The following is a 24388-nucleotide window of genomic DNA, read 5'->3' as shown; positions in this document are numbered from 1 at the left end:
CTTTTTTACGGATTCTGTAAAACACCGTTGCATCTAAGACTAAGGTCGTCTGGTTGGTGTCCAAAGGCAGCATAAAGTAAGGGTGTGGGTTCCATCCCCTATCTGTGCTGCTAGGACAAAAACAATGAACGACAGCATTTACCTCTCGATACAAAACAGCCCGCGGTTCAAGGAGCTGGTCACCAAACGCGAACGGTTTGCCTGGGTTCTCTCGGCAATCATGCTCGGCCTGTACTGCGCTTTCATCCTTCTGATCGCCTACGGTCCTCAGATTCTGGGCGCCAAGCTCAGCCCTGAGTCGTCGATCACCTGGGGCATTCCCCTGGGCGTCGGTCTGATCGTCTCGGCATTCGTCCTCACCGCCATCTACGTTCGCCGCGCCAACGGCGAGTTCGATGAGCTGAACAAGGCCATCCTGAAGGAGGCGCAACAATGATTCGCCACGCCAAAGCCTTGGCCGTACTGGCCTGCGGTGCTTTCGCACCCGCCGTGTGGGCTGCCGATGCCCTGACCGGCGAGGTGCAGAAACAGCCGCTGAACGTGTCGGCGATCGCCATGTTCGTGGCCTTCGTCGCTTTCACCCTGGGCATCACCTACTGGGCCTCCAAACGCAACAAGTCGGCGGCGGACTACTACGCTGCCGGCGGCAAGATCACAGGCTTCCAGAACGGCCTGGCGATCGCCGGCGACTACATGTCGGCAGCCTCGTTCCTGGGTATTTCCGCGCTGGTGTTCACCTCTGGCTACGATGGCCTGATCTACTCGATCGGTTTCCTCGTCGGCTGGCCGATCATCCTGTTCCTGATCGCCGAGCGGCTGCGTAACTTGGGCAAGTACACCTTTGCCGACGTGGCTTCTTACCGCCTCGGGCAGAAGGAGATCCGCACCCTGTCGGCATCCGGTTCGCTGGTGGTGGTGGCGTTCTACCTGATTGCGCAGATGGTCGGCGCGGGCAAGCTGATCGAGCTGCTGTTCGGCCTGGACTACCACGTCGCGGTCATCTTGGTGGGTATCCTGATGTGCCTGTACGTGCTGTTCGGCGGCATGCTGGCCACCACTTGGGTACAGATCATCAAGGCCGTGCTGCTGCTGTCCGGTGCCAGCTTCATGGCGCTGATGGTGATGAAGCACGTGGGCTTCGACTTCAACACCCTGTTCTCCGAAGCGATCAAGGTGCACAGCAAAGGCGAGGCGATCATGAGCCCTGGCGGCCTGGTCAAGGACCCGATCTCGGCGTTCTCCCTGGGCCTGGCGCTGATGTTCGGTACCGCTGGCCTGCCGCATATCCTGATGCGCTTCTTTACCGTCAGTGACGCCAAGGAAGCTCGCAAGAGCGTGCTGTATGCCACTGGCTTCATCGGTTACTTCTACATCCTGACCTTCATCATCGGCTTCGGCGCGATCCTGCTGGTCAGCACCAACCCAGACTTCAAGGACGCCGCTGGCGCCCTGATCGGCGGCAACAACATGGCGGCGGTGCACCTGGCCGATGCCGTGGGTGGCAGTGTGTTCCTCGGCTTCATCTCGGCGGTGGCCTTCGCCACCATCCTGGCGGTGGTCGCCGGCCTGACCCTGGCCGGTGCCTCGGCGGTGTCCCATGACCTTTACGCCAGCGTCTGGCGCAAGGGCAAGGCCAACGACAAGGACGAGATCCGCGTGTCGAAGATCACCACCATCGCCCTGGGCGTGCTGGCGATCGGTCTGGGTATTCTGTTCGAGAAGCAGAACATCGCCTTCATGGTCGGCCTGGCCTTCTCCATCGCCGCCAGCTGCAACTTCCCAGTGCTGCTGCTCTCGATGTACTGGAAGAAGCTGACCACCCGTGGCGCCATGATCGGCGGCTGGCTGGGGCTGGTCAGCGCGGTGACGCTGATGATCCTCGGCCCTACCATCTGGGTGCAGATCCTCGGCCACGAAAAACCGGTCTACCCGTACGAGTACCCGGCGCTGTTCTCGATGCTGATCGCCTTCGTCGGTATCTGGTTCTTCTCGGTCACCGACAAGTCCAAGGCCGCCGAAGACGAGCGTGCGCTGTTCTTCCCGCAGTTCGTTCGTTCGCAAACGGGCCTGGGGGCTTCTGGCGCTGTGTCCCACTAAACACTGAAGATGTAAAAAAACCGCGATACGGGGCGACCCGTATCGCGGTTTTTTCGTACCAGGCCGGCTAGATCATGCCCAGTAGCAATAGCACCAGCAGAATCACCAGCACCACGCCGATGATGCCGGAAGGGCCATAGCCCCAACTGCGCGAGTGTGGAAAGACCGGTAAGCCACCAATCAAGAGCAGGATCAGGATGATGATGAGGATCGTGGTCATAACGGAGTCCTTGGGTAGTTGAAGGGCAAGGGCCTCGGACTGCTGGCCTCTTGCTAATTCGGACTGGTGGGCGAGGGGAAAGATTCCATTTTTGTGTGTTCGGCCCCACGCACCCATCGTCGGCAGGCTGACTGCTGCGGGCGATGGGCCCCCATTCACTACCCTGATTAACCCTGCCTGCCACCCACGCCTTGATTAGACTCGTCTCATCACCTGTCAGAACAAGGCCTGCCACCATGCAAAACCGCATCATGATCACCGGCGCCGGTTCCGGCCTCGGCCGCGAGATCGCCCTGCGCTGGGCGCGCGAGGGCTGGCGCCTGGCGCTGGCCGACGTCAACGAAGCCGGCCTGCGCGAAACCCTCGAACTGTGCCGCGCGGTCGGTGGCGACGGCTTCGTGCAACGTTGCGACGTGCGCGACTACAGCCAGCTCACCGCCCTGGCCCAGGCTTGCGACGAGAAACTCGGCGGTATCGATGTCATCGTCAACAATGCCGGTGTCGCCTCGGGTGGCTTCTTCGCCGAGCTGTCGCTGGAGGACTGGGACTGGCAGATCGCGGTCAACCTGATGGGCGTGGTCAAGGGGTGCAAGGCATTCCTGCCGCTGCTCGAACGCAGCAGGGGGCGCATCATCAACATCGCCTCCATGGCTGCGTTGATGCAGGGGCCGGGCATGAGCAACTACAACGTGGCCAAGGCCGGTGTGTTAGCGCTTTCGGAGAGTCTGCTGGTCGAACTGCGCCAGGTCGAGGTGGCGGTTCATGTGGTATGTCCGTCGTTCTTCCAGACCAACCTGCTCGATTCTTTCCGTGGGCCGGACCCGGCCATGAAGGCCCAGGTCGGCAAGCTGCTGGAAGGCTCGCCGATCAGCGCCGCCCAGATTGCCGAGCATATCCATCGGCAGGTGGCAGCCGGGGAATTCCTGATCCTGCCTCACGAAGCGGGCCGCCAGGCCTGGCAACTCAAACGCCAGGCCCCGGAGCGGCTGTATGACGAGATGGCGGAAATGGCGGTGAAGATGCGAGCCAAGGCTCAAAGCCGCTGACCGTGAGGGTTGTCTGTAGGGCGATTTACCACATCGTGTAGGGTTGTTCTGAATTTCGGTCAAGGCGTTGAGTAGCCTAATGTGCCCGATGCAGTCTCCAGTTTTCCCTGTCGCTGGAGGATCGGAGCATGTTGGTCATTACGCGTGAAATCGGCGAGGTCATCACCATCGGTGACGACATTCGGATCAAGGTGGTGGAGGTACGGGACCACGTGGTGCGCATGGGCGTGGATGCACCGCGTGAAGTGGCGGTGCACCGCAGTGAGGTCTATAAGCGCATCAAGGCCGGCGAGCAACCCAAGCTGCACACGCTTTGACGGTCAGTCGAGCAATTCCCGTGGCACATCGTGGCGGGCCAGCAGCTGGCACTGCTGGCTCTCGGGATCGAAGAGAATGAACGCCTGCCCTTTGGCCAGCGCTTGGCGCACCCGCAGCACGCGGGTTTCCAGCGGGGTATCGTCACCGTTGTCGGTGCCGTCGCGGGTCACGAAGTCTTCGATCAGGCGGGTCAGTGTGTCGGCTTGCAGTTGGTCGTAGGGGATCAGCATGTCAGGTGCGTTTCCAGGAGCGTAGGTACGGACATGCTACGCGAAACCTCAGGAAGTGGGGGCCGCGGTGCGGCCCATCGCGACGCAAGGCCGCCCCACTTCAACCTTTGTTGCCGATCAGGCTGTCCACCGCGGGCACCCGGGTGTCGCTCTCCATTTGCGCATCGTGCTCCAGTTGGTGGCTGAAGCGCTCGAGCGAGGTATTGGCCGGCTGCGAGTCGCTGGCGAACACCGGCGGACTGAGCAGGTAGCCCGACAACAAGCGGCTGAGCGCGGCCAGGCTGTCGATATGGGTGCGCTCATAGCCGTGGGTGGCGTCACAGCCGAAGGCCACCAGCGCGGTGCGGATATCGTGCCCGGCGGTGACTGCCGAATGGGCGTCGCTGAAGTAGTAGCGGAACACATCGCGCCGCACCGGCAGGCATTGGTCTCCGGCCAGTTTCAGCAGATGGCGCGACAGATGGTAGTCGTAGGGACCGGAGGAGTCCTGCATGGCGACGCTTACCGCATGCTCGCTCGATGCCTGGCCGGGCGCGACTGGCGCGATGTCGATGCCGACGAATTCGCTCACGTCCCAGGGCAGGGCGGCGGCGGCGCCGGAGCCGGTTTCCTCAGTGATGGTGAACAGCGGATGGCAGTCGATCAGCGGCTGTCGTCCACTGTCGACCACCGCCTTGAGGGCGGTCAGCAAGGCCGCCACGCCGGCCTTGTCATCCAGGTGGCGGGCGCTGATATGGCCACTTTCGGTAAACTCCGGCAGTGGGTCGAAGGCAACGAAATCACCGATGGCCAGGCCCAGCGCCTCGCAGTCGGCCCGTGTGGCGCAATAGGCATCCAGACGCACCTCGACGTGTTCCCAGCTCACGGGCATCTGGTCGATGGCGGTGTTGAAGGCGTGACCGCTGGCCATCAGCGGCAGCACGCTGCCGCGGTAGACACCGGTGTCGGTGAACACACTGACCCGGCTGCCTTCGGCGAACCGGCTGGACCAGCAACCCACGGGCGCCAAGGCCAGGCGGCCGTTGTCCTGCAGTTGCCGCACGCTGGCGCCGATGGTGTCCAGATGCGCCGAGACGGCGCGGTCGGGGGAGTTCTGCCGGCCCTTGAGGGTGGCACGGATGGTGCCGCGTCGGGTCAGCTCGTAGGGGATGCCCAGTTCATCCAGGCGTTCGGCCACGTAGCGCACGATGGTGTCGGTGAATCCGGTGGGGCTGGGGATGGCAAGCATCTCCAGCAGCACACGCTTGAGGTAGTCCAGATCGGGTTCGGGCATGTGCACTCCTCTGATCGTTGTATGGGCCATGCCGGCTTCTTCACCGGTAAACCCGCTCCCACAGGTTCAGGGCAGGAGCGGAGAGGCCGGCACAGGCGCTGAAATTCATCCACTCAGGCTAGGCTCTGTACGAACAGCCTTGATACTCGGTGATGCTGCGTTGAAAACAGCCTCGCAATGCTCATTTACAACCCGTAAACGCCGCTTCCTCGGCTGTTTTCGCCTTGCCTGACCTTCGTCTCGAGACGTTTCATGAAGACCCTAATGGCCGGCTATGCGGAAACAGCAAGTCGACGAAGCGTTCGGCAGTGGGTTGCGGTTCATGGTTGGCCAGGCCAACCCGCTCGTTGGCCTCGATGATCACGTAGTCCGGCTGCGCGGCATCGCGCACCATAAGGTCAAGGCCAACCACCGGAATCTCCAGCGCGCGGGCAGCCCGCACGGCCGCATCGGCCAGCACCGGGTGCAGGCGTTCGGTCACATCCTCCAGGGTGCCGCCTGTGTGCAGGTTGGCGGTGCGACGCACAGCCAGGCGCTGGCCGGCAGGCAGCACACTGGCGTAGTCCAGGCCTGCGTCGCGCAAGGTGCGCTCGGTTTCATCGTCCATGGGAATACGGCTTTCGCCACCGGTAGCGGCCTGGCGACGGCGGCTCTGGGCGTCGATCAGCTGCTTGACGCTGTGCTTGCCGTCGCCGATCACCTGGGCCGGATGACGAATGGCCGCCGCGACCACTTCATGGCCAATCACTACGATGCGCAGGTCGTGGCCGGGGTGGAAGCTTTCCAGCAGCACGCGGCTGTCGAAGCGGCGGGCTTGGTCTACAGCCTGGCAAACCTCGTCGTAGGTGGTCAGGTTGACCGCCACCCCTTGGCCTTGCTCGCCATCGACCGGCTTGACCACCACCGCCCCATGCTCTTCGAGAAACGCCAGGTTGTCGTCGGCGTTGCCAGCCAGCTGCTGCACCGGCACCTGCAATCCGGCAGCGTGCAGCGCCTGGCGGGTGAGGCACTTGTCCTGGCAGAGGGTCATGCTCAGCGCGCTGGTGAGGTCGCTCAGCGACTCGCGACAACGCACCCGCCGCCCGCCCAGGCTAAGGGTGAACAGCCCATGGGCGGCATCGTCCACCTGCACCTCGATGCCGCGTCGGTAGGCTTCATCGACGATGATCCGGGCATAGGGGTTGAGCTCGGCCTCGGGGCCGGGGCCTAGGAACAGTTGCTGGTTGATGCCGTTCTTGCGTTTGACCGCGAAGGTTGGCAGGTTGCGGAACCCAAGCTTCTGGTAAAGGCGCTTGGCCTGACGGTTGTCGTGCAACACCGACAGGTCAAGGTAGGCCAGGCCACGGCTCATGAAGTGCTCGATCAGGTGACGCACCAGGACTTCGCCGACGCCTGGACGGCTGCACTGCGGGTCAACCGCCAGGCACCACAGGCTGCTGCCCAATTCCGGGTCGTCGAAGGCCTTGGCATGGTTCAGGCCCATCACGCTGCCAATCACCGCACCACTGTCTTCATCTTCGGCCAGCCAGTAGACCGGCCCGCCCAGGTGGCGCGGCGTCAGTCGCTCGGCCTGGATCGGCAGCATGCCTCGCGCCTGGTACAGGCCGTTGATGGCCTGCCAGTCAGTTTCGCTTTGCGCCCGGCGGATACGAAACCCGCGGAATACCCGCTGTGCCGGACGGTAGTCGGTAAACCACAGACGCAGGGTGTCGGAAGGGTCGAGGAACAGATGCTGCGGCGCCTGGGCCAGCACTTGCTGGGGCGCGGCCACGTACAACGCGATATCGCGCTCGCCGGGGCGCTCCTCCTGCAGCGCCTCGGCAAGGCTCGGGGCATCCGGGAAGGTGTGGCCGATCAGCAGGCGGCCCCAGCCGCAGTGCAGTGCCCGGGGCTGGTCGTGGGGTTCGCTGCCGTCACCGGCCAGGCGCGCCTGCAGGCGCTCATAGGACGGCGACTGGCCACGCAGCAGGCGCTGACCGTAAGCGATTTCGTGAGCTTTCATCGGTCAGATTCCTTGTTCGCTGAGCCACAGGTTCAGGGCTGCCAGTTGCCACAGCTTGGAGCCACGCAGCGGGGTCAGTTGGCCGTGAGGGTTACTCAGCAGGCGGTCGAGCATGGCAGGGTTGAACAGTCCACGGTCCTGGCTGGGGTCAGTCAGCAGTTCGCGCACCCAGTCCAAGGTCGCGCCTTGCAAATGCTTGAGGCCCGGTACGGGAAAGTAACCTTTCTTGCGGTCGATCACCTCATGGGGGATAACTCGCCGCGCGGCATGCTTGAGCACGTGCTTGCCGCCATCGGGCAGCTTGAAACGGGCCGGAATGCGCGCCGAAAGCTCGACCAGACGGTAATCCAGGAACGGCGTTCGGGCTTCCAGGCCCCAGGCCATGGTCATGTTGTCGACGCGCTTGACCGGGTCGTCCACCAGCATCACCGTGCTGTCCAGGCGCAGGGCCTTGTCGACGGCATCGGCGGCACCCGGCCGGGCGAAGTGTTCACGCACGTAGTCGCCGGCAACGTCGGTTTCCAGCAACCAGGGGGCCTGTACCGTGTCGCGATACTCGGCATGGCTGCGATCGAAGAACGCGTCGCGGTAGGCGCTGTAAGGATCCTGGGCGCCCTCCAGCTGCGGGTACCAATGGTAGCCGGCGAACAGCTCGTCGGCGCCCTGGCCGCTCTGCACGCCCTTGCAGTGCTTGGCCACTTCGCGCGACAGCAGGTAGAAAGCGATGCAGTCGTGGCTGACCATCGGTTCGCTCATGGCACGGAAGGCGGCCGGCAACTGCTCGATGATTTCCTGTTCGGCGATGCGCAGCTTGTGGTGTCGTGTGCCGTAGTGCTTGGCAATCAGGTCGGAGTACTGGAACTCGTCGCCGCGCTCGCCGCCTGCGTCCTCGAAACCGATGGAGAAGGTCGACAGGTCGTCCACGCCGACTTCACGCAGCAGGCCGACCAGCAGGCTGGAGTCGACCCCACCGGAAAGCAGCACTCCGACATCCACCGCGGCGCGTTGGCGAATGGCCACCGCCTCGCGGGTGGCATCGAGCACCCGGGTGGTCCAGCCTTCAAGGTCGAGCTCCCGCTCATTCAGGTTCGGCCCATAGTGCAGCTGCCACCAGGTCTGGCGCTCGACTTCGCCATGGCGGTCGATACGCATCCAGGTGCCCGGTTCCAGTTTCTGCACGTTGGCCAGCAGTGTGCGTGGCGCCGGCACCACGGCGTGGAAGTTCAGGTAGTGGTTGAGGGCGACCGGGTCGATCATCGGATCGATGTCGCCGCCCTTGAGCAGCGCAGGCAGCGTCGACGCGAAGCGCAGGCGCTCACCGTTGCGAGACAGGTACAGCGGCTTGACGCCCAGACGGTCGCGGGCCAGGAACAGGCGCTGCTGATCGCGCTCCCAGATAGCCAGGGCGAACATCCCGTTGAGCTTGGGCAGCAAGGCGGCGCCCCAGGCGTGATAGCCCTTGAGCAGCACCTCGGTGTCGCCGTCGGACCAGAAGGTGTAGCCCAGGTCCTGCAGCTCTTGGCGCAACTCGGGGAAGTTGTAGATGGCGCCGTTGAACGCCAGCGACAGCCCCAGGGTGTTGTCGACCATCGGCTGGGCCGAGCCATCGGACAGGTCCATGATCTTCAGCCGACGGTGGCCGAGGGCGATCGGGCCTTGGCTATGGAAACCCCAGGCATCGGGGCCTCGGGGCGCCAGGTGATGAGTGATGCGCTCTACCGCGGCCAGGTCGGCCGGGCGAGGGGCTTGGTCGAGGGGGGTGAAACGTAACTCTCCTGCTAATCCGCACATAGGTCCTTACCGGTTTTTCCGTTGGGGAATCAGTGCCCTGTGAAGGGCGTGTACCAGAAACTGACCGGAGGGGATTGTGAGAGTTTTAGAACGATCTGTTATATGCAGCCCGCTGCGCTTACACACCGCGCCAGAAGCGAGCCGTGCTCGCGATACGCCGCGCGGGTCGCGCCCGATCCCACAGACGCACCCCATCGATCGGCAACCCGCCCATCACGTTCCCCGAATCAACCGGCGCAACGCGAACCGATTCGGATGACAGGCCTGTGCCACTGCCTGTGGCACTGGCAATGGCTCACCGCTTGCCCAAGCCGCCACCAGTTCCCCGCAAAGCGGCGCGGTAATCAGCCCGCGCGACCCATGCCCGCTGTTCACGTACAGCCCTTCGACCCACGGACACGGCACGTCCGGCACCTGCCGCGCATCCTTGCCCAGCACCGCGTAGGCCTCGTTGAACGCCTGCGGCTCGGCCACAGGCCCGACGATCGGCAGGTAATCCGGGCTGGTACAGCGGAACGCGGCTCGCCCCTGCAGCTGCGCGGGGTCGAGGTCGGCGGTAGCCAGACGTTGGGCCAGATCCACGGAGATCTCATCCAACAGCGCCAGGTTGCCTTGGTGCTCGGCCAGGGTCGGCGCCAGGTCCTGGTTATGGAAATCGAAACTGGCGCCCAAGGTGTGTTCGTCGCTACGCGGCGGTGCCACGTAGCCCTCGGCACACACGACCGTGCGCAGCGCTCGGCTGCTGTCGGTCGCCGGCAGGCGAGTGATCTGCCCCCTGATACGCTTGAGCGGCAGCCCGGCGCAGGGCTCGAAGCGACGCACGTCAGCAGCACCGGCCAACACCACCACTGGCGCGCTGGCCAGCAGGCGTTCGCCATTCCAGGCCTGCCACAGGCCATTGGTCTTGCGCAGCTCGATCACCTCATGATGCGTCAACACGCGAATGCCGGGGTGCTGCAACTGTGCCTGGCACAGCGCGGGGGGGTGTACCCAACCGCCTTCCGGATAGAACAACCCGCCCGCTGGCAGCGCGACGCCGGCAACCGCCTCGGCTTCGGCGCGCTCAAGGCTGTGCAGCAGGCTGCTGTCGAAGGCGTCGGCGAGTTTCTGCTGGCGCTCGGCCTCCTTGGCGTCGAACGCCAATTGCAAAACCCCACAGCTGTCCCACGCCTCGCCGCGTTGCAGGCGCTCCAGTTGTCGCCGGGTGTAACCGAAGCCAGAGAGGATCATCTGCGACAGGGCGGTGCCGTGGGCGGACAGTTTCAGGTACAGCACCCCTTGGGGGTTTCCGGAAGCTTCCCGGGCCGCGGCATCGTGGCGTTCCAGCACCGTGACCTGCCAGCCGCGGGCGGCGAGGCTGGCGGCGCTGGCACTGCCGGCCAGCCCCGCGCCGATCACCAGCGCCTCGCGCGGGCCGTCGATAGCCGGTGGTCGGGCATACCAGGGTGGGGTTTGCGTGCTTGCCGCGAGGCCGCCGAATTCGCCGCTCATCACTTCCCATTTCTTGCCGATGCCGGGCACCTTCTTCATGGCGAAGCCCGCTTCCACCAGCCCACGGCGTACCCAGCCGGTGGTGGTGAAGGTGCCCAGCGTGGTACCTGGGTACGACAGCCGGGCCAGTTGCGCGAACAGCTCAGGGGTCCACATGTCGGGGTTCTTCGCCGGGGCGAAGCCATCCAGGAACCACACATCGACCTTGGCATCGAGCTGCGGCAGTTGCTCCAGCACGTCGCCGATCAACAAGGTGAGGGTGACCCGGCCATCGTCGAAGGTGAACGGCTGAAACCCCTGGTGCACCGCCACGTACTGCTTCAGGAACGGCTCGGTGCAGGCCGCCAGCTCCGGCCACAGGCGTACCGCGCGGGCCATGTCGGCAGGGGCGAGCGGGTACTTTTCGACACTGACGAAATGCAGGCGCGCCGTGACGGGGGCGTGCTGCCTGAACAACTGCCAGGCGCAGAAGAAATTCAGGCCGGTACCGAACCCCGTCTCACCGATCACCAGGCAGGCTTGAGGTTCCAGGTTGGCGAAGCGCTGACGCAGACGGTTCTGTTCGATGAACACGTGCACGGTTTCCTCGATGCCTTCGTTCTTCGAGAAATACACATCGTCGTACTGCCGCGAATGGGGGCGGCCCTGGTCGTCCCAGTCGATCTGGGCGTGCTGGAGGAGGGTGGACATGGTGGGCTCGGGTTGTCGCGAAGGGGGGGATTTTATGCCATCTGCCGGCGTTGCGCAGTCCTCGCCGGCAAGCACCTCGATAGAGCCAGTGCAGGTGGCGCAAATCCGCTAGTCTTGTCTATCCAATGCAAGGAGCCAGCGCAGCCATGTTCGAATCCGCGGAAATCGGTCACAGCATCGACAAGGAAACCTTCGAGGCCGAGGTACCGGCCCTGCGTGAAGCCTTGCTCGAAGCCCAGTACGAGCTCAAGCAGCAGGCGCGCTTTCCGGTGATCGTGCTGATCAACGGCATCGAAGGCGCCGGCAAGGGCGAGACGGTGAAGCTGCTGAACGAGTGGATGGACCCGCGCCTGATCGACGTGCTGACCTTCGACCAGCAGACCGACGAAGAGCTGGCCCGTCCACCGGCCTGGCGCTACTGGCGCGCCTTGCCGCCCAAGGGACGCATGGGCGTCTTCTTCGGCAACTGGTACAGCCAGATGCTTCAGGGGCGGGTCCATGGCTTGTTCAAGGATGCCGTGCTCGACCAGGCGATCACGGGTGCCGAGCGCCTGGAGCAGATGCTCTGCGATGAAGGCGCGCTGATCATCAAGTTCTGGTTCCACCTGTCCAAGAAACAGATGAAGGCCCGGCTCAAGGCGCTCAAGGACGACCCGCTGCACAGTTGGCGCATCAGCCCGCTGGACTGGCAGCAGTCGGAGACCTATGACCGCTTCGTTCGCTTTGGCGAGCGTGTGCTGCGCCGCACCAGCCGCGACTATGCGCCCTGGCATGTCATCGAAGGCGTCGACCCCTACTACCGCAGCCTGGCGGTGGGGCGCATCCTGCTCGACAGCCTGCAAGCGGCGCTGGCCATCAACCCCAAGGGCAAGCACCAGGGCAACGTGGCGCCGCTGGGGCGTAGCATCGACCAGCGCAGCCTGATCGGCGCCCTGGACCTGACCCGGCGGCTGGACAAGAGCGACTACCAGGAACAGCTGGTCACCGAGCAGGCACGCCTGGCCGGCCTGCTGCGGGACAAGCGCATGCGCCGGCATGCCCTGGTCGCGGTGTTCGAAGGAAACGATGCCGCCGGCAAGGGCGGGGCCATACGCCGCGTGGCTGCCGCGCTCGACCCCCGTCAGTACCGCATCGTGCCGATCGCCGCGCCCACCGAAGAAGAGCGCGCCCAGCCGTACCTGTGGCGCTTCTGGCGGCACATTCCGGCACGGGGGAAGTTCACCATCTTCGACCGGTCGTGGTATGGACGCGTGCTGGTGGAAAGGGTCGAAGGGTTCTGCACACCGGCCGACTGGATGCGCGCCTATGGCGAGATCAACGATTTCGAAGAGCAACTGGTCAATGCCGGCGTGGTGTTGGTCAAGTTCTGGCTGGCCATCGACCAGCAGACCCAGCTGGAGCGCTTCGAGGAGCGCGAGCAGATTCCGTTCAAGCGCTACAAGATCACCGAGGAGGACTGGCGCAACCGCGAGAAGTGGGGCGTCTACAGCGAAGCAGTGGGCGACATGGTCGACCGTACCAGCAGCGAGATCGCGCCGTGGACACTGGTGGAAGCCAATGACAAGCGCTGGGCACGAGTGAAGGTGTTGCGCACTCTCAATGACGCGTTGGAAGCTGCGTTCGCCAAAGACAAGAAATAGCGGAAAGGGGAGGTTGGCTGGGCGGGCCTCCTCGTGCAACCTGCTTCCTCAGGCGTCGTGGGGCATGGCTGGCCCATCCATCAAGCCATGCCTTGCAAGAATGACCTGATGAATTCTTTTCTCGCCACACGCCGCAGACTCAGGCCTGTAAACCCGTAGAATCCTACCTACCCCCACCACGGGCTCGTTCGAGGACACTATGCACACCACTTCCGGCCGCTGGGGCTATGGACTGTTCCTGGCCCTGTTGACGGCGCTGCTCTGGGGCATATTGCCGATCAAGTTGAAGCAGGTGCTGCAAGTGGTCGATCCGGTCACCGTCACCTGGTACCGCCTGCTGGTGTCGGGCGGGCTGCTGTTCGCCTGGCTGTCGGCCCAGCGGCGGCTACCCTCGTTCGGCAAGCTGGGGCGCAAGGGCAAGGGCCTGGTGGTGGTTGCCATCGGTGGCTTGATGGGCAACTACGTGCTCTACCTGATCGGCCTCAAGTTGCTCAGCCCCGGCACTGCGCAACTGGTGGTGCAGCTTGGGCCAGTGCTGTTGCTGGTGGCCAGCGTGTTCGTGTTCAAGGAGCGGTTCAGCCTGGGGCAGGGCATTGGTTTGCTGATTCTGCTGGCAGGCTTTGGCCTGTTCTTCAACCAGCGGCTGGAAGAGCTGCTGACCTCGCTGGGTGTCTACACCACTGGCGTACTGACCATCATCCTGGCCACCAGCATCTGGGTGTTCTATGCCTTGAGCCAGAAGCAGCTGCTGACGGTGTGGAATTCGCAGCAGGTGATGATGGTGATCTATCTGGGTTGCGCGGCGTTGCTCACCCCCTGGGTACACCCGCTGGAGGCGCTTGCGCTTTCGCCGGTGCAAGGCTGGCTGCTGCTGGCCTGCTGCCTGAATACCCTGGTGGCCTATGGCGCCTTTGCCGAGGCCTTGGCCCATTGGGAAGCGTCGAAGGTCAGTGCCACGCTGGCGCTGACCCCGTTGGTAACCTTCGTGGCGGTTGCGGCGGCGGCCTGGGTATGGCCGGACCATGTCCACGCCGAGGAGATCAATGGCCTGGGCTATGTGGGGGCGGTGACGGTGGTGATCGGTTCGGCGCTGGTGGCGTTGGGGCCGTCGCTGGTGGCCGGGTGGCGGGCAAGGAATGCACGCCTGGCTCAAGTTCGCTGAACATCGCCGCCCAGTCGGATTTTACAGTGCATTTCACGGCCCATGTGGCCCATGGGGAGTGGCCTTGCGTCGTGAAAGGGCCGCAGCGCGGCCCCGGCTTGCTCGACTGCGACGCACCCTGGGTTAGCCCTTGCCTCCGGGCGCCAACATGTTCTGCGGCCTGACCCATTCATCGAACTGTTCGTTGGTCAGGTACTTCAACTCCAGTGCCGCCTCACGCAAGGTCTTGCCCTCGGCGTAGGCCTTCTTGGCAATTTCCGCGGCCTTGTCATAGCCGATATGCGGGTTCAGCGCGGTCACCAGCATCAACCCTCGCTCCAGATGCGCGGCCATTTGCTCGGCATCCGGCTCGATCCCGGCCACGCAATGCGCCTGGAAGTTGCGACATCCGTCGGCCAGCAGTTCGATGGACTGCAGCAGGTTGTGGATGATCACCGGCTTGAACACGTTCAACTGCAGGTGACCTTGGCTGGCGGCGAAGCCGATGGCGGCATCATTGCCCAGCACCTGACAGGCCAGCATCGACAGCGCCTCGCACTGGGTCGGGTTGACCTTGCCAGGCATGATCGAACTCCCAGGCTCGTTGGCCGGCAGGCGCACTTCGGCCAGCCCTGCGCGCGGCCCGGAGCCCAGCAGGCGCAGGTCGTTGGCGATTTTCATCAGTGCCACCGCCAGGGTCTTGAGGGCGCCGGCCAGGCTGGTCAGGGGTTCGTGGCCGGCGAGGGCGGCGAACTTGTTCGGCGCGGTGACGAAGGGCAGGCCGGACAGTGCGGCCAGCTCGGCAGCCACGGCCTCGGCGAACCCGTGTGGGGCGTTCAGGCCTGTACCGACGGCCGTGCCGCCCTGGGCCAGTTCGCACACTGCCGGCAGCGTGGCGCGGATGGCGCGCTGGGCATAGTCGAGCTGGGCGACGAACGCCGACACTTCCTGGCCGAACGTGATCGGGGTGGCATCCATCATGTGCGTGCGGCCGGTCTTGACCAGCTTGTGGTGGCGCGCCGAGAGCTCGGCAAGGCCCGACGACAGTTCGGCAATCGCTGGCAGCAGGCGCTCCTGCACCGCTTGGGCGGCGGCGATGTGCATGGCAGTGGGGAAGCAGTCGTTGGAACTCTGCGAACGGTTGACGTGATCGTTGGGGTGGACCGGCGCCTTGCCGCCACGGCCCTTGCCGGCCAGCTCGTTGGCGCGCCCGGCGATCACTTCGTTGACGTTCATGTTGCTTTGCGTGCCGCTGCCGGTCTGCCAGACGACGAGTGGAAACTGGTCGTCGTGCTGGCCTGCGAGCACTTCGTCGGCGGCCTGCTCGATCAGGCGGGCGATGTCGGCGGGCAAGTCGCCGTTGCGGTCGTTGACCCGTGCCGCGGCTTTCTTGATCAGCGCCAGGGCGTGCAGCACCGCGAGCGGCATGCGTTCCTTGCCAATGGCAAAGTTGATCAGCGAGCGCTGGGTCTGCGCGCCCCAGTAGGCGTCGTCCGGAACTTCGACCGGGCCCAGGCTGTCTGTCTCGATACGGCTCATGCTGCGCTCACTCCTTTGTAGTCTGAAATCGCAGTTTAGGCCCTCATTCGGCAGAGCGGTTCCATCGCTCGTCGTGCCACTTGAGCACTTCGCCACCACAGCGCAGAATGCTCTACTCTGAGGTACCCGCCTCCCTTTCTTGAAGGAAATGCAATGACCCGTCTCCGTGTCCTCTGTGCCGCCGTTGCCCTGGCCTGCGCCAGCGGCCAGGTGCTCGCTGCCACCGCCAGCCACAACGCTGCCGCCGAGAAATTCCTGACCCTGGCCAACGCCGACAAGCTGGGCACTCCGGTGTACATGCAGGTCCAGCAGATGTTCGCCCAGCGCTTCGCCCAGACCAAGGCGCCTGCCTCCAAGCAGTCGGTGCTGGAAAGCTACCAGGCCAAGGCCAACGCCGCCCTGGACAGCGCCATTGGTTGGAACAAGCTCAAGCCGAAGATGGTCGACCTGTACACCCAGACCTTCACCGAGCAGGAGCTCAAGGACCTGGTCAAGTTCTACGAGTCGCCGCTTGGCAAGAAAGTGCTGCGCGAAATGCCCAAAGTCACCCAGCAGTCGGCCCAGTTGACCCAGCAGAGCCTGGAGCCTGCCGTGCCGGTGGTGAACAAGCTGCTCGACGACATGACCAAGGAACTGGACCCGAACGCTGGCAAGGCCGCGGCGCCGGCGAAGAAGTGAGTAACACCCGATGACCATGCAGGAACGTATCCACCAGCAACTGACAGCGCTGGCGCCGCAACACCTTGAAGTGCTCAACGAAAGCCACATGCACAGCCGTGGCCAGGAGACCCACTACAAGGCAGTCATCGTCAGCGAGCAGTTCGCCGGCCTGAACAGCGTCAAGCGCCACCAGAAGGTGTACGCCACCATGGGCGAGCTGATGAGCCAGATCCATGCACTGGCGATTCACACCTACACCGCCGAGGAATGGACCCAGGTTGGCGCCGCACCGGCCTCGCCAGTGTGCGCCGGTGGCGGCAAGCACTGATTCCTTTTTTTTGTTCTGGTAGAATCCGCGTCATCCCAAGGGGGCCGCTGCGCGGCCCATCGCCAGCAAGCCCGCGCCTACAGCCTGTAGGCGTCGGCTTGCCAGCGATGGGCTGCACGGCAGCCCCTTTGCTTTTGTAGAACCCGGTCCGCCCCTTACGAGGGCAACCACCTGGAGATTCAGATTCATGTCCCAAGCTATCGTCGTGGCGGCGCTGTACAAGTTCGTCACCCTGGAAGACTACGTCGAACTGCGCGAGCCGCTGCTAAAGACCATGCTCGACAACGGCGTGAAAGGTACCCTGCTGCTGGCCCACGAGGGCATCAACGGTACCGTTTCCGCCACCCGCGAAGGCATCGACGCGCTGCTCGCCTGGCTGCGCAACGACCCGCGCCTGGTCGATGTCGACCACAAAGAGTCCTACTGCGACGAGCAACCGTTCTACCGCACCAAGGTCAAGCTCAAGAAAGAGATCGTCACCCTCGGCGTGCCGGGCGTGGACCCCAACCAGAAGGTCGGCACCTACGTCGATCCGAAGGACTGGAACGCCCTGATCAGCGACCCGGAGGTGCTGCTGATCGACACCCGCAACGACTACGAAGTGGCCATCGGCACCTTCAAGGGCGCCATCGATCCGAAGACCGAAACCTTCCGCGAGTTCCCCGAGTACATCAAGGCCAACTTCGACCCGAGCAAGCACAAGAAGGTGGCGATGTTCTGCACCGGTGGCATCCGTTGCGAAAAAGCCTCCAGCTACATGCTCGGTGAAGGCTTCGAGGAGGTCTATCATCTTAAGGGCGGCATTCTGAAATACTTCGAGGAAGTGCCTCAGGAAGAAAGCCTCTGGGACGGCGACTGCTTCGTCTTCGACAACCGGGTCACGGTGCGCCATGACCTGAGTGAAGGCGAGTACGACCAGTGCCATGCCTGCCGCCACCCAATCAATGTGGAGGACCGTGCGTCCGAGCATTACTCGCCTGGTGTCAGCTGCCCACACTGCTGGGACACCCTGAGTGAGAAGACCCGGCGCAGCGCCATCGACCGGCAGAAGCAGATCGAGCTCGCCAAGGCGCGCAACCTGCCACATCCGATCGGTTACAACTACAAAGCCGAGGCTTGATACATGTCCGCACGCCTGCTCTATGTGATGGACCCGATGTGCTCCTGGTGCTGGGGCTTCGCACCCGTTGCTGAGGCCCTGATCGCCCAGGCGCGTGAGGCCGGTGTACCGACGCGTGTGGTGCCGGGCGGGTTGCGTACCGGCGGCAGTGCCTTGGACGCATCCACGCGTAAGTACATCCTCGAGCATTGGCAGGCGGTGGCGGATGCCACCGGGCAACCGTTTCGTTTCGACGGGGCGATGCCCGACGGTTTCGTCTATGACACCGAGCCGGCATGCCGCGCCCTGGTAACCGCCCGCGAGCTGGACGCCGAGCGCGTCTGGCCGCTGCTGGCGCTGATCCAGCGTTCTTTCTACGAGCAGGGTGTGGATGTCACCCGTGCCCCGCAACTGGTCGAGCTGGCCGAACAAGTGGGCTTCGACCGCGAGCGGTTTGCCCAGCACTTCGCCAGCCACGACGTCCGCGCCGCCACGGCAGCCGACTTCAGCTGGGTGCAGGATTTGGGTATCGCCGGTTTTCCGACCCTGCTGGCCGAGCGTAATGGGCAGTTGGCCTTGCTGACCAATGGCTACCAGCCGCTGGATCGCCTGCAACCCTTGCTTGGCCGCTGGCTAGGGCAGGCCGCCTGTGCTTGATCTGCCAGGGTCACCCGACCCTGTGCCGGGGAAACCCTCTTCCGTGGCCGATCGTCTGAGCTGGGCGGAAATTCGCCGCCTGGCCCTGCATCACAAGAAACAGCTGTGGTCCGCCAACCTGGTCGCCGTGTTGGCCGCGTGCTGCAGCGTGCCCATTCCGCTGCTGCTGCCATTGCTGGTGGACGAGGTGCTGCTCGGCCACGGTGATGCTGCATTGAAGTGGATGAACCACCTGCTGCCGACCGGCTGGCAAGTGGCCGCGGGCTACATCGGCCTGATGCTGGTGGCCACGCTGTGCCTGCGCCTGGCGGCTCTGGCGTTCAACGTTATCCAGGCCAAGCTGTTCGCCGGTTTGGCGAAGGACATCGTCTACCGCCTGCGCATCCGCCTGATCGAGCGCCTCAAGCGCATTTCCTTGAAAGAGTACGAAAGCCTCGGCAGCGGCACGGTGACCACTCACCTGGTCACCGACCTGGATACCCTCGACAAATTCGTCGGCGAGACCCTTAGCCGGTTCCTGGTCGCCATGCTCACCCTGACCGGCACCGCCGCCATCCTCATCTGGATGCACTGGAAGCTGGCCTTGCTGATTCTGTTGTTCAACCCGCTGGTGATCTACTTCACCGTGCAGTTGGGCAAGCGCGTCAAGCACCTGAAGAAGCTCGAAAACGACAGCACCTCGCGCTTTACCCAGGCCTTGGCCGAAACCCTCGACGCCATCCAGGAGATACGCGCCGGCAACCGCCAGGGCTACTTCCTGGGGCGCCTTGGCCTGCGGGCCCGGGAGGTGCGGGACTACGCCGTGGAGTCGCAATGGAAGAGCGATGCCAGTGGCCGTGCCAGTGGCCTGCTGTTCCAGTTCGGTATCGATATCTTCCGTGCCGCGGCCATGCTCACGGTGCTGTTCTCGGACTTGTCCATCGGCCAGATGCTGGCCGTGTTCAGCTACTTGTGGTTCATGATCGGGCCGGTGGAACAACTGCTGAACCTGCAGTACGCCTATTATGCGGCCGGTGGTGCGCTGAGCCGTGTCAACGAGCTGCTGGCACGTGACGACGAGCCGCAGTACCCGGCGGCCTGCGACCCGTTCGCCGGGCGCGAGACGGTGGGCATCGAAGTGCGAGACCTGCGCTTCGCCTACGCCGACGAGCCGGTGCTGGAACACCTCGACCTGGCCATTGCGCCGGGGGAGAAGGTGGCCATCGTGGGCGCCAGTGGCGGAGGCAAGAGCACGCTGGTGCAACTGCTGCTGGGGCTGTACAGCGCCCAGGCCGGCACCATTCGCTTCGGTGGCGCCAGCTTGCAGGAAATTGGCCTGGAAACCCTGCGCGAGAACGTTGCGGTGGTGCTGCAGCATCCGTCGCTGTTCAACGACACCGTACGCGCCAACCTGACCATGGGCCGCGAATGTACCGACGAGGCCTGCTGGCAGGCCCTGCGCGTGGCCCAGCTGGATGCGACCATCGCTGCTTTGCCGCAAGGCCTGGACAGCGTGGTCGGCCGTTCCGGGGTGCGCCTTTCCGGTGGCCAGCGTCAGCGCCTGGCCATCGCCCGTATGGTACTGGCCGAGCCCAAGGTGGTGATTCTCGACGAGGCCACCTCGGCCCTGGACGCTGCCACTGAATACAACTTGCACCAAGCCTTGTCGCACTTCCTGCGGGGCCGCACCACGTTGATCATCGCCCACCGCCTTTCGGCAGTGAAGCAGGCGGATCGGGTGCTGGTGTTCGATGGCGGGCACGTGGCCGAAGATGGCGGACACCAGCAGTTGATCGCCGAAGGCGGCCTGTACGCCAAGCTTTACGGGCATTTGCAGCAGACTTGACGAGCCGGTCGCCGGCTCGTCGGTCCGCCCGGAACCGCAAAATTTTCCCGATTACCGCCCTTAAAAACCCCGTCGTGCAGATGGCAAATGGCCTACGCTGTGCTTGTCTGGGTTGATCGACGCCTCATCTGCTCTGCGACAGGGATTACATGAAGGGAAAACGGACTCTCGAAGCGCCAAAGCTACTCGGTATCATTTGGCCCTTCATTGCTGTTGTGGTCTTCCAGGTGTTGCTGGGCAGTCTCAGCCTTTATGCGCTGTCGGCTGTGCGCGCCTACGTGGCTGGTGAAAGCCTGTGGTCCAAGGCCCAGAAAGACGCCATCTACTACCTCAACCTTTATGCCGACAACCGCGATGCGCAAACCTTCGAGCGCTACCGCGAGGCGATCAAGGTGCCCCAGGGCGATCACGAACTGCGCGTGGTGCTCGACCAGCCCAACCCGGACCTGGACGCGGCGCGCCGGGCTATCTTGCAGGGCGGCAACCATCCCGATGATGTCGACCGCATCATCTGGTTCTACCGCAACTTTCGCCAGATCAGCTACATGCAGCGGGCAATCGCCTACTGGGATATCGGCGATGCCCACCTGAACCAGCTGGATGTGCTGGCCACGGAGATGCGCGAAGGCTTCGCGTCGGCCAGGGTCAATGCGCGGCAGTTGGGCGAGTGGAAGGCACGCATCGTTGCCATCAATGAAGGCGTGACCCCAGCGGCCAAGGCATTCAGCGATGCCCTGGGCGAAGGCTCGCGCATGCTGTTGCGGGTGCTACTGATCACCAACCTGCTGACCGCGCTGTTCCTCATCAGCTTTGCCTGGCGCCGTTCGAGCAAGCTGTTGGCCCAGCGCCAGGCCTTCGCCAGCGCCCTGCAGGAAGAGAAAGAGCGGGCGCAGACTACCCTGCAGGCCATCGGCGATGCGGTGATCACCACCGATGTCGAGGGTTGCATTGGCTACATGAACCCCGCCGCCGAGCAACTGACCCACTGGCAGGCCGGCCAGGCCCATGGCTTGCCATTGTCGGCGCTGTTCAGCCTGGTGGACGAACAGGACGACCAGGAAAGCGCCTCCCTGGTCGAACAGGTGATCAGCGGCAACCTCAAGGGTGGCTCCGACCATTCCAGGCTGATCCAACGCCTGGATGGCAGCACGGTGTCCATCAACCTGGTCGGCTCACCCATCATCAACGAAGGGCAGGTGGCCGGCATCGTGCTGGTGCTGCACGACATGACCCAGGAGCGCCAGTACATCGCCAACCTGTCCTGGCAGGCGACCCACGATGCCCTGACGGGGCTGGCCAACCGCCGTGAATTCGAATATCGCCTGGAGCAGGTGCTCAACGACCTGGCGCGGCAGAATGGCCGGCACTCGCTGATGTTCCTCGACCTCGATCAGTTCAAGCTGGTCAACGACACCTGCGGCCACGCTGCCGGCGATGAGCTGCTGCGGCATATCTGTGCAGTGCTGCAGGCCTGCCTGCGCGAAAGCGATACCCTGGCTCGCCTGGGGGGCGACGAGTTCGGCGTGCTCTTGGAGAACTGTCCGGCCGAGCAGGCCGAGCGCATCGCCGAGCACCTGCGCCAAAGTGTGCAGAGCCTGCATTTTGTCTGGAAGGGGCGGCCTTTCGTCACCACCGTCAGCATTGGCCTGGTGCACATGGCCCAGGCCCCTGGCACCCTCGAGGCATCGCTGCGGGCTGCCGACATGGCCTGCTACATGGCCAAGGAAAAAGGCCGTAACCGGGTTCAGGTGTACCACGTCGATGACAGCGAACTGTCCATGCGGTTTGGCGAGATGGCCTGGATCCAGCGCCTGCATGTGGCCCTGGAGGAAAACCGCTTTTGCCTCTATGCCCAGGAAATCGCCGCGCTCAAGACCCTCGAAGGCCCGGGCCACATCGAGATCCTGTTGCGCCTGCACGATGAAGGCGGCCGTACCATCTTGCCTGACAGCTTCATCCCTGCGGCTGAACGCTATGGCTTGATGACCGCCCTGGACCGTTGGGTGGTGCGCAACGTGTTCCAGGTGATTCGCCAGTGCCTGGACGAAGGTCGCGAAGGGCCGTTGTCGATGTGCGCGATCAACCTTTCAGGCTCCAGCATCGGTGACGACAAGTTCCTGGAGTATTTGCAGAGGCTGTTCGCCGAGTATTCGATTCCTCCCCGGTTAATCTGTTTTGAAATAACCGAGACCAGCGCTATCGCCAATTTGGGTAGCGCTATTCGCTTCATCAATGAATTGAAAGGATTGGGCTGCAAATTCTCCCTCGACGACTTCTGCGCCGGAATGTCGTCATTCGCCTATTTGAAGCATTTGCCTGTAGACTTCCTGAAGATCGACGGAAGTTTCGTAAAAGATATGCTCGACGATCCGGTCAATCGTGCCATGGTCGAGGTGATCAACCACATTGGCCATGTGATGGGCAAACGCACCATTGCCGAGTTCGTCGAAACCCCGTTGATCGAACAGGCCTTGCAGGAGATCGGCGTGGATTACGCCCAGGGCTATTTGATCGAACGTCCGCAGGTATTCACCTGCGACAGTCTGCAACGCCAACGGATTGCCGCGAGACCCCTTTTGCACAGGGCGCCGGGAACGTTTCGCTGAAATGTCCCGATAATCACATGGATCAAGGAGCTGAACGTGATTGACTCATTCATACGTATCGGGCCACTGATGGACCCGGCCAGTTACCCGCAATGGGCTCAGCAACTGATTGAAGAGTGTCGTGAAAGCAAGCGCCGGGTGGTCGAGCATGAGTTCTATGAGCGCCTGCGCGATAACCAACTACGACCTGCCACGATTCGCCAGTACCTGATCGGTGGCTGGCCGGTGGTCGAGCAGTTTTCCCTGTACATGGCCCATAACCTCACCAAGACCCGCTATGCCCGCCATCCCGGCGAAGACATGGCGCGGCGTTGGCTGATGCGCAACATCCGGGTCGAGCTGCACCATGCCGACTATTGGGTGAATTGGTGCCAGGCCCATGGCATTCACCTGCACGAGTTGCAGGCACAGGAAGTGCCGCCAGAGCTGAATGGCCTGAATGACTGGTGCTGGCGTGTGTGTACCACCGAATCGCTGGCCATTGCCATGGCTGCGACCAACTACGCCATCGAAGGGGCGACCGGAGAATGGTCGGCGGTGGTCTGCTCGACCGACACCTATGCCGAGGGCTTCCCGCCAGAGCAGCGCAAGCGCGCCATGAAATGGCTGAAAATGCATGCTCAGTACGACGATGCCCACCCTTGGGAGGCGCTGGAGATCATCTGTACCCTGGCGGGTGAAAACCCGACATTGGGTCTGCGCACCGAGCTGCGCAGGGCGATCTGCAAGAGCTACGACTGCATGTACCTGTTCCTTGAGCGGTGCATGCAGCTCGAAGGGCGCCAGCAGGGGCGTCTGCGCCCGGCGTTGGTGGCCGGTTGAGTCTCGCGGATGGGGCCGTAAAGCGGCCCCATCCGTGACGAACGGGCTTACTGGGCGTCGAACGCCTGCCCATTGACCCCGGAGCTGTCCGGCCCCATCAGGTACAGGTACACCGGCATGATTTCTTCAGGCAGCGGGTTGTTCTGTGGGTTCTCGCTCGGGTACGCCTGTGCCCGCATCGCGGTGCGGGTAGCCCCAGGGTTGATGCTGTTGGAGCGCACCGGGGCAACGCCGTCGAGCTCGTCGGCCAGGGTTTGCATCAGCCCTTCGGTGGCGAACTTCGAAACACCATAGGCGCCCCAGTATGCCCGGCCCTTGCGCCCGACGCTGCTGGAGGTGAACACCACCGACGCGTCCTCGGACAGCTTGAGCAGCGGCAGCAGGGTGCTGGTGAGCATGAAGGTCGCGTTGACGTTGATGTGCATCACGCGCATGAAATTGTCACCCGACAGCTGCTCCAGCGGCGTGCGCGGGCCGATGATCGAGGCGTTGTTCAGCAAACCATCGAGGCGGCCGAACTGTTCCTCGATCATTGCCGCCAGCTCGTCGTACTGGTGGGGCAGGGCGGTTTCCAGGTTGAACGGGATCACCACCGGTTGCGGGTGGCCGGCCGCTTCGATCTGGTCATAGACCTCGTTGAGGTTGGCCTCGGTCTTGCCCAGCAGCAGCACGGTGGCGCCCAGGGCGGCATAGGCCTTGGCGGCAGCGGCGCCGATGCCGCGACCGGCACCCGTGACCAGAATGATACGGCCCTTGAGCAGGTCGGGGCGGGCGGTGTAGTCGAACATTGTTCTGTCCTTCGAGTTCGTGCGGGCGACCCGGCCCCCTTGTGGGGGCGGGTTTACCCGCGAATGCGTACGTTCAGGCGCCGTGGTCGTCCGGGCTGGCGCATTCGCGGGTAAACCCGCTCCTA

21 protein-coding genes are annotated in these 24388 nt (G+C 63.7%); 13 read left to right on the top strand and 8 right to left on the bottom strand.

Annotated elements, in window-relative coordinates:
- Positions 1-124 precede the first annotated feature (124 nt).
- Both H620_RS0105015 and H620_RS0105010 read left to right on the top strand, forming a co-directional pair.
- Entirely contained in the window at positions 125-436 is a 312-nt protein-coding gene (locus H620_RS0105015) for a DUF485 domain-containing protein (protein ID WP_023379239.1), read from the top strand.
- Positions 433-2097 (top strand): cation acetate symporter, encoded by a 1665-nt coding sequence (locus H620_RS0105010; protein ID WP_023379240.1) that lies wholly within the window; start codon positions 433-435, stop codon positions 2095-2097. Before H620_RS0105015 ends, H620_RS0105010 begins: the two co-directional genes overlap by 4 nt.
- Before the next feature lie 67 nt (positions 2098-2164).
- Here the strand turns inward: H620_RS0105010 and H620_RS26275 are convergent, their stop codons facing one another.
- The gene (locus H620_RS26275; protein ID WP_003252624.1) at positions 2165-2317 is read right to left on the bottom strand and encodes a DUF3309 family protein; all 153 of its coding nucleotides are present in this window, start codon (positions 2315-2317) and stop codon (positions 2165-2167) included.
- Positions 2318-2553: 236 nt separating this feature from the next.
- Between H620_RS26275 and H620_RS0105000 the strand changes: the two genes are divergently transcribed.
- Complete coding sequence (locus H620_RS0105000) at positions 2554-3363, top strand: SDR family oxidoreductase (protein ID WP_023379241.1); 810 nt, start codon at positions 2554-2556, stop codon at positions 3361-3363.
- A 128-nt stretch (positions 3364-3491) separates the two neighbouring features.
- A complete protein-coding gene (gene csrA / locus H620_RS0104995; protein WP_023379242.1) occupies positions 3492-3680 on the top strand; it encodes a carbon storage regulator CsrA in 189 nt (62 codons plus the stop codon).
- Positions 3681-3683: 3 nt separating this feature from the next.
- On the opposite strand, the gene H620_RS0104990 is transcribed toward csrA, so the two are convergent.
- The 5 genes from H620_RS0104990 to mnmC all read right to left on the bottom strand — a co-directional run bounded on the left by H620_RS0104990 (position 3684) and on the right by mnmC (position 11158).
- Positions 3684-3911: a YheU family protein gene (locus H620_RS0104990; protein ID WP_023379243.1), complete on the bottom strand. Its 228-nt coding sequence runs from the start codon at positions 3909-3911 to the stop codon at positions 3684-3686.
- 100 nt (positions 3912-4011) lie between these two features.
- Complete coding sequence (locus H620_RS0104985; protein ID WP_023379244.1) at positions 4012-5184, bottom strand: osmoprotectant NAGGN system M42 family peptidase; 1173 nt, start codon at positions 5182-5184, stop codon at positions 4012-4014.
- Positions 5185-5434: 250 nt separating this feature from the next.
- Entirely contained in the window at positions 5435-7186 is a 1752-nt protein-coding gene (gene ngg / locus H620_RS0104980; protein WP_027906880.1) for an N-acetylglutaminylglutamine synthetase, read from the bottom strand.
- Between the two features lie 3 nt (positions 7187-7189).
- Positions 7190-8977 (bottom strand): N-acetylglutaminylglutamine amidotransferase, encoded by a 1788-nt coding sequence (locus H620_RS0104975; RefSeq protein ID WP_023379246.1) that lies wholly within the window; start codon positions 8975-8977, stop codon positions 7190-7192.
- A gap of 213 nt (positions 8978-9190) precedes the next feature.
- Entirely contained in the window at positions 9191-11158 is a 1968-nt protein-coding gene (mnmC, locus tag H620_RS0104970) for a bifunctional tRNA (5-methylaminomethyl-2-thiouridine)(34)-methyltransferase MnmC2/FAD-dependent 5-carboxymethylaminomethyl-2-thiouridine(34) oxidoreductase MnmC1 (RefSeq protein ID WP_027906879.1), read from the bottom strand.
- A 146-nt stretch (positions 11159-11304) separates the two neighbouring features.
- Here mnmC and pap point away from each other — a divergent pair, with 146 nt between their 5' ends.
- Together pap and H620_RS0104960 are read left to right on the top strand one after the other, a co-directional pair.
- Positions 11305-12798 carry a polyphosphate:AMP phosphotransferase gene (pap, locus tag H620_RS0104965; RefSeq protein ID WP_023379249.1) on the top strand — a complete coding sequence of 498 codons (1494 nt, stop codon included), beginning with the start codon at positions 11305-11307 and terminating at the stop codon, positions 12796-12798.
- A gap of 199 nt (positions 12799-12997) precedes the next feature.
- Positions 12998-13960, top strand: a complete 963-nt coding sequence (locus H620_RS0104960; RefSeq protein WP_023379250.1) for a DMT family transporter — start codon at positions 12998-13000, stop codon at positions 13958-13960.
- 123 nt (positions 13961-14083) lie between these two features.
- Here the strand turns inward: H620_RS0104960 and H620_RS0104955 are convergent, their stop codons facing one another.
- A complete protein-coding gene (locus H620_RS0104955) occupies positions 14084-15478 on the bottom strand; it encodes a class II fumarate hydratase (RefSeq protein WP_023379251.1) in 1395 nt (464 codons plus the stop codon).
- Positions 15479-15631: 153 nt separating this feature from the next.
- Here H620_RS0104955 and H620_RS0104950 point away from each other — a divergent pair, with 153 nt between their 5' ends.
- The 7 genes from H620_RS0104950 to H620_RS0104920 all read left to right on the top strand — a co-directional run bounded on the left by H620_RS0104950 (position 15632) and on the right by H620_RS0104920 (position 23475).
- Positions 15632-16156 carry a DUF2059 domain-containing protein gene (locus tag H620_RS0104950; protein WP_023379252.1) on the top strand — a complete coding sequence of 175 codons (525 nt, stop codon included), beginning with the start codon at positions 15632-15634 and terminating at the stop codon, positions 16154-16156.
- Between the two features lie 10 nt (positions 16157-16166).
- Positions 16167-16466 (top strand): BolA family protein, encoded by a 300-nt coding sequence (locus tag H620_RS0104945; protein WP_023379253.1) that lies wholly within the window; start codon positions 16167-16169, stop codon positions 16464-16466.
- Between the two features lie 187 nt (positions 16467-16653).
- Positions 16654-17586, top strand: coding sequence for an oxygen-dependent tRNA uridine(34) hydroxylase TrhO (gene trhO / locus H620_RS0104940; RefSeq protein ID WP_023379254.1), 933 nt, complete (start codon positions 16654-16656; stop codon positions 17584-17586).
- Between the two features lie 3 nt (positions 17587-17589).
- Positions 17590-18222 (top strand): DsbA family protein, encoded by a 633-nt coding sequence (locus H620_RS0104935; RefSeq protein ID WP_023379255.1) that lies wholly within the window; start codon positions 17590-17592, stop codon positions 18220-18222.
- Entirely contained in the window at positions 18215-20047 is a 1833-nt protein-coding gene (locus tag H620_RS0104930) for an ABC transporter ATP-binding protein (RefSeq protein ID WP_027906878.1), read from the top strand. The genes H620_RS0104935 and H620_RS0104930 overlap by 8 nt, the downstream gene beginning before the upstream one ends.
- Positions 20048-20196: 149 nt before the next feature.
- Positions 20197-22653, top strand: coding sequence for an EAL domain-containing protein (locus tag H620_RS0104925; protein WP_027906877.1), 2457 nt, complete (start codon positions 20197-20199; stop codon positions 22651-22653).
- Between the two features lie 36 nt (positions 22654-22689).
- Positions 22690-23475: an iron-containing redox enzyme family protein gene (locus H620_RS0104920; RefSeq protein WP_023379258.1), complete on the top strand. Its 786-nt coding sequence runs from the start codon at positions 22690-22692 to the stop codon at positions 23473-23475.
- Positions 23476-23522: 47 nt separating this feature from the next.
- On the opposite strand, the gene H620_RS0104915 is transcribed toward H620_RS0104920, so the two are convergent.
- Entirely contained in the window at positions 23523-24263 is a 741-nt protein-coding gene (locus H620_RS0104915; RefSeq protein ID WP_023379259.1) for a YciK family oxidoreductase, read from the bottom strand.
- Between the last annotated feature and the right edge of the window lie 125 nt (positions 24264-24388).

Source organism: Pseudomonas taiwanensis DSM 21245 (assembly GCF_000425785.1).
GTDB lineage: Bacteria > Pseudomonadota > Gammaproteobacteria > Pseudomonadales > Pseudomonadaceae > Aquipseudomonas > Aquipseudomonas taiwanensis.
The sequence above is the reverse complement of the archived record's forward strand: the minus strand, read 5'-3'. Positions and strand labels throughout refer to the sequence as shown.

What these genes read in the sequence shown, in the direction of transcription:
- H620_RS0105015 (WP_023379239.1), top strand. Translation starts at nt 125, where the DNA reads ATGAACGACAGCATTTACCTCTCGATACAAAACAGCCCGCGGTTCAAG.
- H620_RS0105010 (WP_023379240.1), top strand. Translation starts at nt 433, where the DNA reads ATGATTCGCCACGCCAAAGCCTTGGCCGTACTGGCCTGCGGTGCTTTC.
- H620_RS26275 (WP_003252624.1), bottom strand. Translation starts at nt 2,317, where the DNA reads ATGACCACGATCCTCATCATCATCCTGATCCTGCTCTTGATTGGTGGC.
- H620_RS0105000 (WP_023379241.1), top strand. Translation starts at nt 2,554, where the DNA reads ATGCAAAACCGCATCATGATCACCGGCGCCGGTTCCGGCCTCGGCCGC.
- csrA (WP_023379242.1), top strand. Translation starts at nt 3,492, where the DNA reads ATGTTGGTCATTACGCGTGAAATCGGCGAGGTCATCACCATCGGTGAC.
- H620_RS0104990 (WP_023379243.1), bottom strand. Translation starts at nt 3,911, where the DNA reads ATGCTGATCCCCTACGACCAACTGCAAGCCGACACACTGACCCGCCTG.
- H620_RS0104985 (WP_023379244.1), bottom strand. Translation starts at nt 5,184, where the DNA reads ATGCCCGAACCCGATCTGGACTACCTCAAGCGTGTGCTGCTGGAGATG.
- ngg (WP_027906880.1), bottom strand. Translation starts at nt 7,186, where the DNA reads ATGAAAGCTCACGAAATCGCTTACGGTCAGCGCCTGCTGCGTGGCCAG.
- H620_RS0104975 (WP_023379246.1), bottom strand. Translation starts at nt 8,977, where the DNA reads ATGTGCGGATTAGCAGGAGAGTTACGTTTCACCCCCCTCGACCAAGCC.
- mnmC (WP_027906879.1), bottom strand. Translation starts at nt 11,158, where the DNA reads ATGTCCACCCTCCTCCAGCACGCCCAGATCGACTGGGACGACCAGGGC.
- pap (WP_023379249.1), top strand. Translation starts at nt 11,305, where the DNA reads ATGTTCGAATCCGCGGAAATCGGTCACAGCATCGACAAGGAAACCTTC.
- H620_RS0104960 (WP_023379250.1), top strand. Translation starts at nt 12,998, where the DNA reads ATGCACACCACTTCCGGCCGCTGGGGCTATGGACTGTTCCTGGCCCTG.
- H620_RS0104955 (WP_023379251.1), bottom strand. Translation starts at nt 15,478, where the DNA reads ATGAGCCGTATCGAGACAGACAGCCTGGGCCCGGTCGAAGTTCCGGAC.
- H620_RS0104950 (WP_023379252.1), top strand. Translation starts at nt 15,632, where the DNA reads ATGACCCGTCTCCGTGTCCTCTGTGCCGCCGTTGCCCTGGCCTGCGCC.
- H620_RS0104945 (WP_023379253.1), top strand. Translation starts at nt 16,167, where the DNA reads ATGACCATGCAGGAACGTATCCACCAGCAACTGACAGCGCTGGCGCCG.
- trhO (WP_023379254.1), top strand. Translation starts at nt 16,654, where the DNA reads ATGTCCCAAGCTATCGTCGTGGCGGCGCTGTACAAGTTCGTCACCCTG.
- H620_RS0104935 (WP_023379255.1), top strand. Translation starts at nt 17,590, where the DNA reads ATGTCCGCACGCCTGCTCTATGTGATGGACCCGATGTGCTCCTGGTGC.
- H620_RS0104925 (WP_027906877.1), top strand. Translation starts at nt 20,197, where the DNA reads ATGAAGGGAAAACGGACTCTCGAAGCGCCAAAGCTACTCGGTATCATT.
- H620_RS0104915 (WP_023379259.1), bottom strand. Translation starts at nt 24,263, where the DNA reads ATGTTCGACTACACCGCCCGCCCCGACCTGCTCAAGGGCCGTATCATT.